The sequence below is a fragment of the Microbacterium sp. W1-4-2 genome (genome assembly GCF_058349885.2).
Genome location: NZ_JBYRJC020000005.1, coordinates 1 through 13,976 on the forward strand (window position 1 = coordinate 1; position 13,976 = coordinate 13,976).

Sequence of the window (13,976 nt, forward strand, 5' to 3'; positions counted from 1 at the left end):
CGGGCGGCGGTGCCCCGTTCCAGCAGCGGCCCGGTCGTCCGGGCGGCGGCGCTCCCGGTGCCGGTGGCGCCGGTGGCGGCTTCGCCGGTCGTCCCGGCGGCGGCTTCGCCGGTCGTCCCGGCGGCGGTGGCCGCGGTCGCGGTCCCGGCGGCGGCACCGCGGGTGCCTTCGGCAAGGGCGGCGGCAAGTCCAAGCAGCGCAAGTCGAGGCGGGCGAAGCGGCAAGAGTTCGAGATGCGGTCGGCGCCGGTCGTCGGCGGCGTCAACGTCCAGAAGGGCAATGGCGAGATCATCCGCCTGCGCCGCGGCGCGTCGATCTCCGACTTCGCCGACAAGCTCGAGGCGCTGCGCGGCTACACCGTGCAGCCGGGCACCCTGGTGACGATCCTGTTCAACCTCGGTGAGATGGCCACGGCGACGGAGTCGCTCGACGAGGCCACGTTCGAGGTGCTGGGCGCCGAGCTCGGCTACAAGATCCAGATGGTCTCGCCCGAGGACGAGGACAAAGAGCTCCTGGAGGGCTTCGGTCTGGACCTCGAGCAGGAGCTGGCCGACGAGGACGACTCCGACCTCGAGATCCGTCCCCCGGTGGTCACCGTCATGGGCCACGTCGACCACGGCAAGACGCGCCTGCTGGACGCCATCCGGCAGACGAACGTCGTGGCGGGCGAGGCCGGCGGCATCACCCAGCACATCGGCGCGTACCAGATCTGGACCGAGCACGAGGACGTCGAGCGAGCCATCACGTTCATCGACACCCCGGGTCACGAGGCGTTCACCGCGATGCGCGCCCGTGGTGCACAGGTCACCGACATCGCGATCCTCGTGGTCGCCGCCGACGACGGCATCATGCCGCAGACGGTCGAGGCGCTGAACCACGCCCAGGCGGCGAACGTGCCGATCGTGGTCGCGGTGAACAAGATCGACAAGCCCGACGCCAACCCGGCCAAGGTGCGCCAGCAGCTCACCGAGTACGGCCTGGTCGCCGAGGAGTACGGCGGGGATGTCATGTTCGTGGATGTCTCGGCTCGCGAGAACATCGGCATCCAGGACCTCCTGGACGCGGTGCTGCTGACGGCCGACGCGGGTCTCGATCTGCGTGCGAACCCGAACAAGGCCGCCCGCGGTGTGGCCATCGAGGCCAAGCTCGACAAGGGCCGCGGTTCGGTGGCGACGGTGCTCATCCAGTCCGGAACGCTCCGGGTCGGCGATGCGATCGTGGCTGGAACGGCCTTCGGCCGCGTCCGTGCGATGGTCGACGAGAACGGCGACGCGGTCGAAGAGGCCGCCCCGTCGCGTCCGGTGCAGGTGCAGGGTCTGAACTCCGTCCCGCGCGCCGGCGACACGTTCATCGTCACCGACGAGGACCGCACCGCGCGCCAGATCGCCGAGAAGCGCGAGGCCGCCGAGCGCAACGCGCAGCTGGCCAAGGCCCGCAAGCGCATCTCGCTCGAAGACTTCACCAAGGCGCTGGAAGAGGGCAAGGTCGAGTCGCTCAACCTCATCATCAAGGGCGACGTGTCCGGTGCCGTCGAGGCGCTGGAGGAGTCGCTGCTGAAGATCGAGGTCGACGACTCGGTGCAGCTGCGCATCCTGCACCGCGGTGTGGGTGCGATCACCGAGTCGGACGTGGACCTGGCGACGATCGACAACGCGATCATCGTGGGCTTCAACGTCCGTCCCGACCAGAAGGCACGCGAGCGCGCTCAGCGCGAGGGCGTCGACATCCGCTTCTACTCCGTCATCTACTCGGCGCTGGAAGACATCGAGAACTCGCTCAAGGGCATGCTCAAGCCCGAGTTCGAAGAGGTCCAGTCGGGTGTGGCCGAGATCCGCGAGGTGTTCCGCTCGTCGAAGTTCGGCAACATCGCCGGTGTCATCGTCCGCTCGGGCACCATCACCCGCAACGCGAAGGCCCGCGTCATCCGCGACGGCGTGGTCATCGCGGACGGGCTGGCCATCGAGTCGCTGCGCCGGTTCAAGGATGACGTCACCGAGGTCCGCACGGACTTCGAAGCCGGTATCGGCCTGGGCAAGTACAACGACATCCAGGTGGGCGACGAGATCGAGACCACCGAGATGGTGGAGAAGCCCCGCGGCTGAGGCCGCACCTGCGCGGGGGACGCCGTCCGGCGTCCCCCGCGCCTTCAGGAGGAATCATGTCTTCAGAGCGACAGGCACGCCTGGCCGACCGCATCCGCGTCCTGATCGCGCAGCGGCTCGAGAAGGGTCTGCGCGACCCGCGACTGGGCTTCGTCACGATCACCGACGTCCGCGTGACGGGTGACCTGCAGCACGCGTCGGTGTTCTACACCGTGCTCGGCGACGAGAAGGAGCGGCAGGACACCGCCGACGCGCTGCGCGCCGCGACCGGGCTGCTGCGCAGCGAGGTGGGCCGGCAGCTGGGCGTGCGCCTGACCCCGACGCTGGAGTTCATCCACGACGCCATCCCCGAGAGCGCGGGACACATCGAGGACCTGCTGCGCGAGGCCGCCGAGCGCGATGCCGCTGTGGCGGGCCTGGCCGCCGGCGCGACCCACGCCGGCGACGCCGACCCGTACGTCAAGCCGCGCGAGTACGACGACGCCGAGTGAATCGCGCGCGGCGACCGTGACGCACACGGCGGGCCCTGCGGCCTGACGCGCCCGGCCGTCGGCTCCGAATTCCGGAGCGACGCGAATGCTCCCGACACTCCGCAACGGGCAGTGGTGGTGATCGGCCTGCGACCGATAGCGTGATCTGCGTCCGTGTCTCGGCAGGCTCCCACACCCGTGGGCGCTGACGGTCCGCGGGGAACGGCCCCGTCGCCCGGCCGAGCGTTCGGCACGAAGGAGTGTCATCACATGACCAGCCAATTCCGTCACCGAGGGCGCACGCTGGCCGTCGCCTCTGCGGCCGCCATCGCCTGTGCGATGATGTGGCCGGGCGTCGCCAGCGCCGCCGGCACAGCCGGCGATCCGGCACCCGCACCCGCGATCAGCACCGCGCCCCACGGCAAGCTCTCAGCGTCGAAGCTGGCCGCGGGGCTCGACCGGATGACCGGTCGGCACGCGGTGTTCGTGCAGCTCAGCGGCCAGGGCGCCGCCGACGCGGCCGATGCCGCGGCCGCCAGGGGCGGGAGCAAGAGCGCGCAGAAGGCCAGCGCCAAGGCCGCGAAGAAGGCCGCCGCGGCGAAGTCGGCCGCGGTGGTGGGCGAAGCCAAGAAGAAGGACCGCTCGGCAAGGGAGCTGTGGCAGGTCGGCAACGCCCTGCCCGGTGTGGCGATCAACGCCGACATCGCGGCCATCCGCGCGATCGCCGACCGCGGCGACGTCGTGAAGATCACCCCGCTGGTGCCCAAGCACACCGACAATGCGAACGGCTCCGACCTCACGAACACGGTCGCCACATGGCAGCAGACGCACAACACGGGCGAGGGCGTGAAGATCGCCGTCATCGACACCGGCCTCGACTACACGCACGCCGACTTCGGCGGCCCCGGCACCAAGGCGGCGTGGAACGCCGCGCACGCCAACAGCACGAATCCGGACTGGTACAGCGCGCTCACGGCCATGGCGAAGGTCAAGGTCGGCGGCGGCTACGACTTCTCGGGCGACGACTACAACGCCGACCCGAATGCCGACGACTATCAGCCGATCGCGCACCCCGACCCCGACCCGATCGGTTGCGGTCCGCACGGCACGCACGTCGCCGGCATCGCTGCCGGCTACGGCGAGAACGCCGACGGCTCGACGTTCACCGGCGACTACTCGACACTGACGTCGGACGACATCGCCAAGATGAAGGTCGTGCCGGGCATGGCGCCCGAGGCGACCGTGTATGCGCTGAAGGTGTTCGGCTGCACCGGATCGACGAACGTCGTCATCCCGGCCCTCGACCGGTCGCTGGACCTCAACGGCGACGGCTCGATGGTGAAGGCCGACATCGTCAACATGTCGCTGGGCTCTGATTACGCGACCGCGGACGACCCCGAGAACGATGTCGTCGACGAGCTCGCGAAGCAAGGCGTGCTGCCGGTCATCGCGATGGGCAACAACGGCGACCTCACCGATACCGGCGGCTCGCCGGGCAATGCGATCCGCTCGTTGGCCGTCGCAAGCTCCGTCGACTCGTTCCAGCAGCTGGACGGACTGAAGGTCGACGCCCCGGCCGATGTCGCCGGGATCGTCGCCGGGCAGAACTCCATCGCGTACCCGTGGTCGAGCAGCGCCCCGGTCACCGGCGACGTGGTCGCCCTGTCCGCGGCGGACGCGGACGGCTGCGCCCCGCTCTCGGCCGCCGACGCCGCCGCCGTCACCGGCAAGGTCGCCTGGCTGACCTGGGACTCCAACGACGCCTCGCGCCGCTGCGGATCGGCCGCGCGCGCCGGCAACGTGAAGGCCGCCGGTGCCATCGGCGCGATCTTCACCGGCGACGTCAACCCGTTCACGGCGGGGATCACCGGTGACGCCGACATCCCCGTGTTCCAGCTCACGAAGCCGGCGACCGACCAGCTGCGGCCGGCTCTCGAGGCCGGTGCGCTGCGGGTCACGTTCGACGGTTCGCTCGCCCTCGGCGTGGACGCAGTGGACCCGTCGATCGACGATCTGATCAGCTCGTTCTCGTCGCGCGGCACGCACGGCAGCATCGGCGTGGTCAAGCCCGACGTCAGCGCCCCCGGCGACACGATCCTGTCGGCGGGCCTGGGCTCGGGCGACGGCGCAGTCAACATGTCGGGTACGTCGATGGCCACCCCGCACACCGCGGGCATCGCCGCCCTCGTCAAGAGCGCGCACCCCGACTGGACGCCGGAGCAGGTCAAGGCCGACATCATGAACACCGCCGGCCATGACCTCTACGCGGGTCAGGATCGTGCCGGCGACGTCTACAGCCCGGCCCGTGACGGCGCCGGCCGCGTGGACGCGCTGGCGGCGGTGGGCAACACGCTGCTCGCGTACTCCGAGGACGTCCCCGGCGGCGTTTCGGCGTCGTTCGGTCCCGTCGAGGCCCCGGCCACCGAGGCGACGGTCACGAAGACCCGCAGCGTCACTCTGCAGAACACGGGCGACCAGGCGGTCACCGCAGACCTGTCGTACGACGGCAGCAACACGCAGCCCGGTGTGGCGTACACCGTGACGCCGAGCACCGTCACGGTCGCGGCGGGCAGCTCCACGAAGGTCACCGTCACCATGACGATCACGACCGCGAAGCTGCGCAACACGATCGACCCGACGATGGAGCAGAAGCAGCTCGGTGTGGCGCGTCAGTTCGTGGCGGATGCCTCGGGCCGGCTGATGATCGACGTCGACGGCTCCTCGGCCGCCCCGCTGCGAGTGCCCGTGTACGGTGCGGCCAAGCCCGCGTCGCAGACGACGACCGCCGACGCACACGTGGGCGACAAGCGCGCGCTGGTGACCTCGGGCACCGGCGTCAGCCAGGGCGACGACGCGGCCGGCTACCAGTCGCTGCTGTCGGTGGCCACGCTCGGCGCGACCAGCCCGAAGCTGCCGGCGTGCGGCGAGAAGGTGACGCAGAACTGCACGGTCAACGAGACGGCCACGGCCGGCGACCTGCATTACGTGGGCGCCGGGTCCTCGCCCGATCAGAACGGCAGCTACGCGGACGGGTGGCTGTGGTTCTCGATCGCGACGTACGGCGACTGGGCGACGGTCGGCAACTCGACGATCCCTTACGTCGACATCGACACGACCGGTGACGGCAAGCCCGACTACGAGGTCTACGTTCAGAACTACAGCGGCACCGACGTGCTGCTGGCCAACCTCGTGGACCTGAACACCGGCAAAGCCATCGACCTCGAGCCGGTGAACTTCACGTTCGCCGACGTCAACACCAATGTGTTCGACACGAACGTGCTGAACATCCCGGTGTGGCCGGCGATGATCGGGGTCACAGAGAAGACGAAGTCGTTCCCGATCACCTACTCGGTCGGCACGTACAGCTACTACGCGGTCAACGCGAACGGCGACATCGACGACGTCGGCCCGGTCTCGTACAACGTGGTCAAGCCGACGATCGCCGTCGACTCGCCGCTGTACGCCGACCAGGGCGGCACCGCCATCCCGTACACCCGCGCCACGCTCGGTGACGGCAACGGCAAGGGCAACGCCAAGGGCCACAAGGATCAGGCTCTGGTGCTGCACCTGCACGGCGCGAGCGGCCGGCGTGCCGAGGTGGTGAAGCTCGGCGGCTGAGGCTCTGAGCGAACGGCCCGGCGCGGTGACGCGCCGGGCCGTTCGCCTGTCAGCGCGGCAGATGCAGCATGCCGTCTTCGGCTTCGACGAGTCCGTCGACGATGAGCGAGTCGATCGCGCGGTCCCGCTGTCCGGCATCCGGCCAGTCGGCGATCACCGCCTCGTGCACGATCGCGTGCGACGAGGCATCCCGCAGCGCCTTCAGCACCGCGCCGCGTGCCTGCCGGTCGCTGCCCTCGTACCGCGCCTGCTTGCGCCGCGTGTCGCCCGTGTCAGGGTGGCCGGCCGCGTGCCACGCGCACGCATGCGCGATCGGGCATATGTCGCAGCGCGGCGCGCGCGCCGTGCACACGACGGCGCCGAGCTCCATCGTGGCGGCGTTCATGACGGCGGCATCGGTGTCGTCTGCGGGCAGTGCCGCGCCCATTCGGACCAGGTCGCGCGGCGACGGCGGGCCGGGCCGCGACACCCCGTCCACTGCCCGTGCGAGCACGCGGCGGGTGTTGGTGTCGACGACGGGATGCCGGTTCCCGTACGAGAACACGGCGACCGCGCGGCCCGTGTAGTCGCCGACGCCGGACAGGCGCAGCAGCGCGTCGACGTCCCGTGGCACGACGCCGTCGTGCTCGTCGCGGATCTGCGTCGCCGCACGGTGCAGCCACAGCGCCCGACGCGGATAGCCGAGGTTCGCCCATTGCCGCACCGCCGCGGCGGGCGGCTCGGCGGCCAGCGCCCCGGGCGTCGGCCAGCGCGTGAGCCAGGCCTCCAGGTGCGGGATGACCCGGGCGGTGGGCGTCTGCTGCAGCATGAACTCGCTGACCAGCACTCCCCAGGCGCCGTAGCGTTCGTGGAACGCGTCCCGGCGCCACGGCAGATCGCGGGCGTTCCGGCGGTACCAGGTCACAAGAGGCGCCGAAAGGGTCGCGACCAGCGGCGCGGTGGGGTCGACGGCGGTATCGGGCACCGGTTCAGCCTATGGCGATCGGCGCCCCGACCCGGCCGAATAAGCTGGATCCATGCGCCTGCCGATCACGCCCGAGAACACGCTGCTGCGCGATCTGCGCACGCAGCTGCGGCAGAACCATCCGGCCGGCCGCCTGCTCGTGGCGGTCGACGCACTGCCCGGCGTTCCCACCCGGCCCTTCGCCGACGACTTCGCCGCGATCCTCGGCGAGGACGACTCGGCCGTCTTCCGTGCGAACGCCGAGGACTTCCTGCTCCCGCGCGCGGAGCGCGGCGACGGCGAGCGCACGCCGGCGGGGTTCGACGAGGAGCTGTTCCGCCGGGTGCTCGTCGACCCTTTCCGCAATGGGCGGCAGACCTCGGCGACGACGGGCTTCCAGCTGAAGGGGTGGGACGCGCGCCGCAATCAGCCGTTCGAAGCGCGCTGGGTGACCGCTCCCGACGATGCGATCGTCGTCGTCGACGGCGCATACCTGAACACCAGGCGCCTGCGCGGCATCTGGCACTTCTCGGTCTGGCTCGAGCTGCCCGAGCCCACATTCGCCGACCGCCCCGGCCGCTCCGCGGACGCGCCGTACACGCCGGCAGAGGTCGCCTACCTGGCCGACCAGCCCGCCGAGAACGCGTCGGCGATCGTCGACGTCTCGGATCCGCGGCGGCCCGCACAGGTGTTCCGGGACTCCTGCTGATGCCGGCCCGTGCGCAGGCGCCCGCCCCGAACGGCATCCTGCTCGTCGACAAACCCCCGGGGATGACCAGCCACGACGTCGTCGCCCGGGCGCGGCGTGCGCTGAACACGCGCAAGATCGGGCATGCGGGAACGCTCGACCCGATGGCGACCGGCCTGCTCACCCTGGGCGTGGGGGCGGCGACCCGGCTGCTGACGTTCCTGGTCGGCCTCGACAAGACGTACGAGGCGACGATCCGCCTCGGCCAGTCCACCGCCACCGACGACGCCGACGGCGAGATCGTCGCACGCGCCGACGCCGTGGCCGTGGCTGCGATCGCCGACGACGATCTCGCCGCAGGGATCGCGCGCCTGACCGGCCCGATCGCGCAGGCGCCCAGCCGGGTCTCGGCGATCAAGATCGACGGGCGCCGCGCCTACGACCTGGCCCGCGAGGGCGCCGCGATCGAGCTCAAGGCCCGGGACGTGGTCGTCTCGCGTTTCGACGTGCGGGCCCAGCGACGCAGCGAGGGATGCTTGGACCTCGACGTCGTCGTCGACTGCTCCAGCGGCACCTACATCCGGGCGCTGGCCCGCGACCTGGGCGAGGATCTGGGCGTGGGCGGCCATCTCACGGCACTGCGGCGCACCCGCGTCGGCCCGTTCGCCGTGGAGGACGCCGTGGGCGCCGCGGCGCCCGCCGCGCTGCCCGAGGCCCTGGTCGCGGCCCCGCTGCGCGCGGCCGGCGAGATCGCCGCCGCCGTCATGCCGGCACTGCACGTCGACGCCGACTGCGCCCGTGACCTGCGTCACGGCAAGCGCGTCGCGGGCCTCGCCTTCGACGGGCCGCGCGCTGCGGCGATCGACCCCGAGGGTGTGCTGATCGGCGTCGTCGAGCGCCGCGGGTCCGAGGTCAAGAGCATCATGAACATGCCCGAGGAGCAGCATCCATGATCCTGTGGTTCACCCTCGTCACCGTCGCGGTGGCGACCGTCGGCGGCGTGCTGTGCGTCGTGCTGGGCCTTGCCGGACGGCGGCCGAGCGACCTGAGCGTCGGGGCGCTCGCCGTGCTCGAACTGCTGCTGATCGCCCAGGTCGTGATCGCCGTCGTCGCGCCCCTGGCCGGCAACCCGCCCACCGGCAGCCTGCTCGAGTTCTGGGTGTACCTCGTCTCAGCGGTGCTGCTGCCGCCCGCCGGCGCCGTGTGGGCGCTCATCGAGCGCAGCCGCTGGAGCACGGTCATCATGGGCATCGCCGCCCTCGCCGTCGCCGTGATGGTCTGGCGCATGCACGTCATCTGGACCATCCAGGGCGCCTGACCCCGCCGCGCCCGCCCGCCCGCGAGACGTTGCCCTCGAATCTGCGAGTGCTCAGCGCTTCTTGAGGTAGGCGGAGTGCACCCAGCCGGTCTTGCCCTTGTAGACGACCTTGCGCCACACGCCGCTCGTGGCCTTGATCGTTCCGACCGAGGCGCCGCGGGGGATCACCAGGATCCTCGCGCCCTTCAGCGACGGTGACGTGCGCAGGTTGAGCGCGGCCGTGGTCTTGTAGGTCGCCGGCGCGGGCGCCACGACCACGGGCTTGGGCTTCGGCCTGACGACGGCGGGCTTGGGAGCGGGGGCGGTGGAGACGACGGGCTTCGGCGAGACGCTGGCCGGGGCCGGCGCGGCGGCCGTCGGCGCGGGCGTCGGAGTCGGTGCGACCACGCGCGGCTTGGTGGGCGACACATAGGCCGACGAGATCCAGCCGCCCTGGGTGCCGATGCGCACCGACAGGAAGCCGTTCGTCGCCCGACCCGGGACCTGCACCATCGCGGTCCCCACCGTGAGCGTGCGGATCACGGCGGTCGCCGTCGACGGACCCGTGCGGAAGTTGACCGACGTGGTGGCGTAGTACGTGCACGAGGCCGGCGGCCTGGTGGCGGTGACCGCCCGGGCCCCGCGATACAGATCGAGGCCGCGCGCCTTCAGGAACGGTGCGGGGTCGAGGGAATGGGCCGATCCCGGCTCGCCCTGCCAGATCTCCAGGTGCAGGTGGGGGCCGCTCGAGACGCCGCTCGAGCCGATTTCGCTGATGCGCTGGCCCGCGGCGACGACCTGACCCACCTTGACCCGGGTCGTCGACTTCCAGATGTGGTAGTAGATCGACGTGTACGTCACCCCGCCGATCGAGTGGCGCAGCTTGACATACCCCGCCCGCGACGTCGTGCCGTCGACGGTCGCGACGACGACCCCGGCGGCGATGGCATAGATGGGGGTGCCGCGGGGCGCCGCCATGTCGAGACCCTCGTGGAACGTGGATGCGCCGGGCAGCGGCATGCACCGTGGCCCGTAGAAGGACGACACGGTGTAGCCCACCCGCAGCGGCGTGGTGAACGTCGTCGCGGCCGGGGGAGCGGGTTGCGCGACGTCGACGATCTGGAGGTCGGCGGCGACGGCGGGCGGGGCCGGGGCGGCCAGCGCGATGGTGAGGGCTGCGGCCGCGAGCACGGCGGGCAGAATGGTACGGGTCGATCGCATGAGAGGCACTTCGGTGGTGAGGAGATGGACAGGGATGCGGTCGGGTACCGGCATTAGAAGTTTGTCATCTAACGGTGTGTCTGTCTACTGCTGATATTGGTGAGGTGTAAGAGACTGACGAGCCAGATGGTGCAGGCGCGGTGAGGGGCCGGCGCGGCGGAAGTTAGGATCGACGTGACATGTCAACGCCATCCAGCCCCCGTCGCCGCATGACCGGCATCGGCCGCGTCCTCGTCGTCGTCTACGGCATCCTGGCCCTCGGCGCCACGGGCCGCTCGCTCGTGCAGATCATCGAGCGGTTCCATCATGCCCCGCTCGCGTTCACGCTCTCGGCGGCCTCCGCCGTCGTCTACATCGTCGCCACCCTCGCGCTCGTGCTGTCGGCTTCACGCGTCTGGTATCGCATCGCGTGGGTCGCGATCCTGTTCGAGATGGTCGGCGTGCTCTCGATCGGCACGCTCAGTCTCGTGCGTCCCGAGCTGTTCCCCGAAGCGACGGTGTGGTCGTTCTTCGGCATGGGATATGTGTTCGTCCCGCTCGTGCTGCCCTTCTTCGGGCTGTGGTGGCTGATCGCGCACAGGCCGGTGACCGCTGCCGAGACGCCGTCGGCGGTCGCGCGGTGATCGTCTTCCGCGACCCGGCCGAGGTGCCCGCGGAGTTCGGGCCCTCCGTCGTCGCGATCGGCAAGTTCGACGGCGTGCACGCCGGTCACCGCGCGATCCTGGAGCGCGCGAAGACGGATGCCGCGGCCACGGGCGCCGCGGTCGTGGCGGTCACGTTCGACCGCAATCCACTGGCCACACTGCGACCGGACATCTGTCCTGAAGACGTGATCGGGCTGCACCAGAAGCTCGATCTGCTGGCCGAGACCGGTCCGGACGCCGTGCTGGTGCTGCGCTTCGACGCACAGATGGCCGCCCAGCCCGCGGAGGAGTTCATCGAGCAGGTCCTCGTCGGTGCCCTCCGCGTGCAGACCGTGCTGGTCGGCAAGGACTTCCGGTTCGGCAAGGGCGGTGCCGGCAGTCCCGCCATGCTCGAGCAGCTGGGGGAGCGGTTCGGGTACCGGGTCGACCTGATCGACGACGTGCGCGCCGACATCGCCGAGCGGCGCGTCTCGTCGACCTGGATCCGCGAGCTGCTGACCGACGGCGACGTGGCAGCCGCAGCGAATCTGCTCGGCCGGCCGCACGCGGTGTGGGGCGAGGTCGTGCACGGTCTCAAGCGCGGGCGGGAGCTTGGCTTTCCGACGGCGAACCTGTCGCCGCACATGGAGGGCTTCGTCCCCGCCGACGGCGTGTATGCCGGGTGGCTCGTCGACGAGGGCCCGACAGACGGCGCGGGCCCCGGCATCCCACGCCGCGGGGTCAGGCACCCCGCGGCCATCAGCGTCGGCACCAACCCCACGTTCGACGACGTGCCCGTCCGCGTCGTCGAGGCCTATGCGCTCGACCAGACCGACCTGGACCTGTACGGCCACGACGTCGAAGTACAGTTCGTGCAGCGGGTGCGCGGCATGGTCGCGTTCGACGGCGTGGACGCGCTGAAGGCGCAGATGGCCGACGACGTCGAGCGCGTGCGGGTGCTGCTGGACTGACGGATGAGCAGCCGTCGCCGCGGTTACTGCTCATATGCGCACGACGGTGCGCGAATGCGGGATGCCGCGTATTCTCGGATGCGTGGAGACCGCCGTGGACGAAGAGCTGCTCTCGGTCCGCGTCGCCGAGCTGTACTACGACGCCGGCAAGACGCAGGACGAGGTCGGCGCGCTGCTGGGCATCTCGCGCTGGAAGGTCGGGCGACTGCTGACCCAGGCCCGCGAATCGGGCATCGTGCGCATCGAGATCGTCCATCCCGGCGCGAGGCGCCTGGGCGTCGAACGCGCGCTCGTCGAACGCTTCGAGCGGTTGAGCGACGCCGTCGTGGTCCCCGCCGCCGACGACCCCGCGGCGCTCGGCGACCGGGTCGCGCAGGCCGCCGCCGACCACCTGCGTGCGCTGCGGCCGGTGCCCCGCACGCTCGGGGTCAGCTGGGGCCGCACCCTGACCGCCGTCGCCGACCACCTGCCGCGCGGCTGGGCGCACGGCGTCACCGTCGTGCAGGTCAACGGGGGTGTGAGCGTGAACCGTCGCCCCGGCGGCGCCGCGCACCTGGCCTCCACGATCGCCGAACGCGCGTCGGGTGAGGCGGTGCTGCTGCCGAGCCCCGCGATCCTCGAGCAGGAGGAGACGGCGCAGGCGATCCAGGCCGACCGCACCGTGGCCGGCGTCCTCGCCCGTGCCGCCGCGGCCGATGCGTACGTCTTCTCGGCCGGGGTGTGCGACGAATCGTCCGCGCACGTCGACAACGGCTATCTCGACGTCGCCGAGATCCGACGCCTGCGGCAGCGCGGCGCGGTCGGCGACGTGCTCGGCCGCTATCTCGACGCCGACGGCAACATCGTCGACCCGGCCCTGGACGCCCGCACCGTGGGAATGCCGCTCGCGCGGCTGCGCCAGGCCGACGTCGCCGTCTTCGTGACCTCGGGCGCGTCCAAGCACGACCTCGCCCGCACCGTCGTCGGGACCGGGCTGTGCACCGTGATCGTGACCGACGAGACCACCGCCCGAGCACTTCTGGAGGAGTGATGACCACACGCGAACTCAGTCGCCGCACCGCGGTCGACGTCCTGGGGGGCGCGCCCGACAACGGCACGCTCCGGCGCTTCCTGCACGGACTGCCGGGGGTGGATGCCGTCGGCCTCGAGCAGCGCGCGGCAGCCCTCGGCACCCGATCGATCAAGACGACCTCGAAGGCGTGGGCGCTGGACCGCATCATCGGCCTCATCGACCTGACGACGCTCGAGGGCGCCGACACGCCGGGCAAGGTGCGCTCGCTGGTCGCGAAGGCGCAGCACCCGGATGCCACGGACCCGGCCTGCCCGCCCGTGGCGGCGGTCTGCGTGTACGGCGACATGGTGCCGTATGCGATCGAAGCGCTCGGCGATCGGCACGGCGACCCCGACGAGGGGAAGATCGGCGTGGCCGCGGTCGCGACGGCGTTCCCGAGCGGACGGGCCTCGCTCGAGGTCAAGCTCGCCGACACGCGCGACGCGGTGGCCGCCGGCGCCGACGAGATCGACATGGTGATCGATCGCGGCGCGTTCCTGGCCGGCCGGTACTCGCAGGTGTTCGACCAGATCGTGCAGGTGAAAGAGGCCTGTCACCGGGCCGACGGATCGTCCGCCTCGCTGAAGGTGATCCTCGAGACCGGCGAGCTGAACACGTACGACAACGTCAAGCGCGCGTCGTGGCTCGCGATCCTCGCCGGCGGCGACTTCATCAAGACCTCCACCGGCAAGGTGTCGCCCGCGGCGACGCTGCCGGTGACGCTGCTGATGCTCGAGGTCGTGCGCGACTGGCGGCGTCTGACCGGCGAGCGCATCGGCGTGAAGCCGGCGGGCGGCATCCGGACGTCGAAGGATGCCGTGAAGTATCTCGTCACGGTCGCCGAGACGGTCGGCGAGGAGTGGCTGCAGCCGCACCTGTTCCGCTTCGGCGCGTCGAGCCTGCTCAACGACGTGCTGCTGCAGCGGCAGAAGATGTCCACCGGCCGGTACTCCGGCCCCGACTACGTCACTCTCGATTGACAAGGGATTGAG

12 protein-coding genes are annotated in these 13,976 nt (G+C 71.1%); 10 read left to right on the top strand and 2 right to left on the bottom strand.

Annotated elements, in window-relative coordinates:
* The 3 genes from infB to AC3RX0_RS15935 all read left to right on the top strand — a co-directional run.
* A partial coding sequence (gene infB / locus AC3RX0_RS15925; RefSeq protein WP_491506990.1) for a translation initiation factor IF-2 occupies nucleotides 1-2,102 on the top strand: 2,102 nt, incomplete at its 5' end.
* A 56-nt stretch (nucleotides 2,103-2,158) separates the two neighbouring features.
* Nucleotides 2,159-2,593: a 30S ribosome-binding factor RbfA gene (gene rbfA / locus AC3RX0_RS15930; RefSeq protein ID WP_491506991.1), complete on the top strand. Its 435-nt coding sequence runs from the start codon at nucleotides 2,159-2,161 to the stop codon at nucleotides 2,591-2,593.
* Between the two features lie 249 nt (nucleotides 2,594-2,842).
* Nucleotides 2,843-6,190 (top strand): S8 family peptidase, encoded by a 3,348-nt coding sequence (locus AC3RX0_RS15935; RefSeq protein WP_491506992.1) that lies wholly within the window; start codon nucleotides 2,843-2,845, stop codon nucleotides 6,188-6,190.
* A gap of 49 nt (nucleotides 6,191-6,239) precedes the next feature.
* Here the strand turns inward: AC3RX0_RS15935 and AC3RX0_RS15940 are convergent, their stop codons facing one another.
* Nucleotides 6,240-7,154 (bottom strand): iron-sulfur binding domain-containing protein, encoded by a 915-nt coding sequence (locus tag AC3RX0_RS15940; protein ID WP_491506993.1) that lies wholly within the window; start codon nucleotides 7,152-7,154, stop codon nucleotides 6,240-6,242.
* Between the two features lie 52 nt (nucleotides 7,155-7,206).
* On the opposite strand from AC3RX0_RS15940, the gene AC3RX0_RS15945 reads away from it, so the two are divergent.
* Genes AC3RX0_RS15945 through AC3RX0_RS15955 form a run of 3 tightly spaced genes read left to right on the top strand, consistent with a single transcriptional unit; the run spans nucleotide 7,207 to nucleotide 9,139 of the window.
* Complete coding sequence (locus AC3RX0_RS15945) at nucleotides 7,207-7,842, top strand: nucleoside/nucleotide kinase family protein (RefSeq protein ID WP_491506994.1); 636 nt, start codon at nucleotides 7,207-7,209, stop codon at nucleotides 7,840-7,842.
* The gene (gene truB, locus AC3RX0_RS15950) at nucleotides 7,842-8,774 is read left to right on the top strand and encodes a tRNA pseudouridine(55) synthase TruB (protein ID WP_491506995.1); all 933 of its coding nucleotides are present in this window, start codon (nucleotides 7,842-7,844) and stop codon (nucleotides 8,772-8,774) included. Before AC3RX0_RS15945 ends, truB begins: the two co-directional genes overlap by 1 nt.
* Nucleotides 8,771-9,139, top strand: coding sequence for a hypothetical protein (locus AC3RX0_RS15955; protein ID WP_491506996.1), 369 nt, complete (start codon nucleotides 8,771-8,773; stop codon nucleotides 9,137-9,139). Before truB ends, AC3RX0_RS15955 begins: the two co-directional genes overlap by 4 nt.
* A gap of 51 nt (nucleotides 9,140-9,190) precedes the next feature.
* On the opposite strand, the gene AC3RX0_RS15960 is transcribed toward AC3RX0_RS15955, so the two are convergent.
* A complete protein-coding gene (locus AC3RX0_RS15960) occupies nucleotides 9,191-10,339 on the bottom strand; it encodes a peptidoglycan DD-metalloendopeptidase family protein (protein ID WP_491506997.1) in 1,149 nt (382 codons plus the stop codon).
* Between the two features lie 179 nt (nucleotides 10,340-10,518).
* Between AC3RX0_RS15960 and AC3RX0_RS15965 the strand changes: the two genes are divergently transcribed.
* The 4 genes from AC3RX0_RS15965 to deoC all read left to right on the top strand — a co-directional run bounded on the left by AC3RX0_RS15965 (nucleotide 10,519) and on the right by deoC (nucleotide 13,964).
* Nucleotides 10,519-10,962: a hypothetical protein gene (locus AC3RX0_RS15965; RefSeq protein ID WP_491506998.1), complete on the top strand. Its 444-nt coding sequence runs from the start codon at nucleotides 10,519-10,521 to the stop codon at nucleotides 10,960-10,962.
* The gene (locus tag AC3RX0_RS15970; RefSeq protein ID WP_491506999.1) at nucleotides 10,959-11,933 is read left to right on the top strand and encodes a bifunctional riboflavin kinase/FAD synthetase; all 975 of its coding nucleotides are present in this window, start codon (nucleotides 10,959-10,961) and stop codon (nucleotides 11,931-11,933) included. Before AC3RX0_RS15965 ends, AC3RX0_RS15970 begins: the two co-directional genes overlap by 4 nt.
* A gap of 82 nt (nucleotides 11,934-12,015) precedes the next feature.
* Nucleotides 12,016-12,963: a sugar-binding transcriptional regulator gene (locus tag AC3RX0_RS15975; RefSeq protein ID WP_491507000.1), complete on the top strand. Its 948-nt coding sequence runs from the start codon at nucleotides 12,016-12,018 to the stop codon at nucleotides 12,961-12,963.
* On the top strand, nucleotides 12,963-13,964 hold the full coding sequence (gene deoC / locus AC3RX0_RS15980; protein WP_491507001.1) for a deoxyribose-phosphate aldolase: 1,002 nt from the start codon (nucleotides 12,963-12,965) through the stop codon (nucleotides 13,962-13,964). Before AC3RX0_RS15975 ends, deoC begins: the two co-directional genes overlap by 1 nt.
* Nucleotides 13,965-13,976: the final 12 nt, after the last annotated feature.

Coding starts and splice junctions, on each gene's coding strand:
- rbfA (WP_491506991.1), top strand. CDS start 2,159: ATGTCTTCAGAGCGACAGGCACGCCTGGCCGACCGCATCCGCGTCCTG.
- AC3RX0_RS15935 (WP_491506992.1), top strand. CDS start 2,843: ATGACCAGCCAATTCCGTCACCGAGGGCGCACGCTGGCCGTCGCCTCT.
- AC3RX0_RS15945 (WP_491506994.1), top strand. CDS start 7,207: ATGCGCCTGCCGATCACGCCCGAGAACACGCTGCTGCGCGATCTGCGC.
- truB (WP_491506995.1), top strand. CDS start 7,842: ATGCCGGCCCGTGCGCAGGCGCCCGCCCCGAACGGCATCCTGCTCGTC.
- AC3RX0_RS15955 (WP_491506996.1), top strand. CDS start 8,771: ATGATCCTGTGGTTCACCCTCGTCACCGTCGCGGTGGCGACCGTCGGC.
- AC3RX0_RS15960 (WP_491506997.1), bottom strand. CDS start 10,339: ATGCGATCGACCCGTACCATTCTGCCCGCCGTGCTCGCGGCCGCAGCC.
- AC3RX0_RS15965 (WP_491506998.1), top strand. CDS start 10,519: ATGTCAACGCCATCCAGCCCCCGTCGCCGCATGACCGGCATCGGCCGC.
- deoC (WP_491507001.1), top strand. CDS start 12,963: ATGACCACACGCGAACTCAGTCGCCGCACCGCGGTCGACGTCCTGGGG.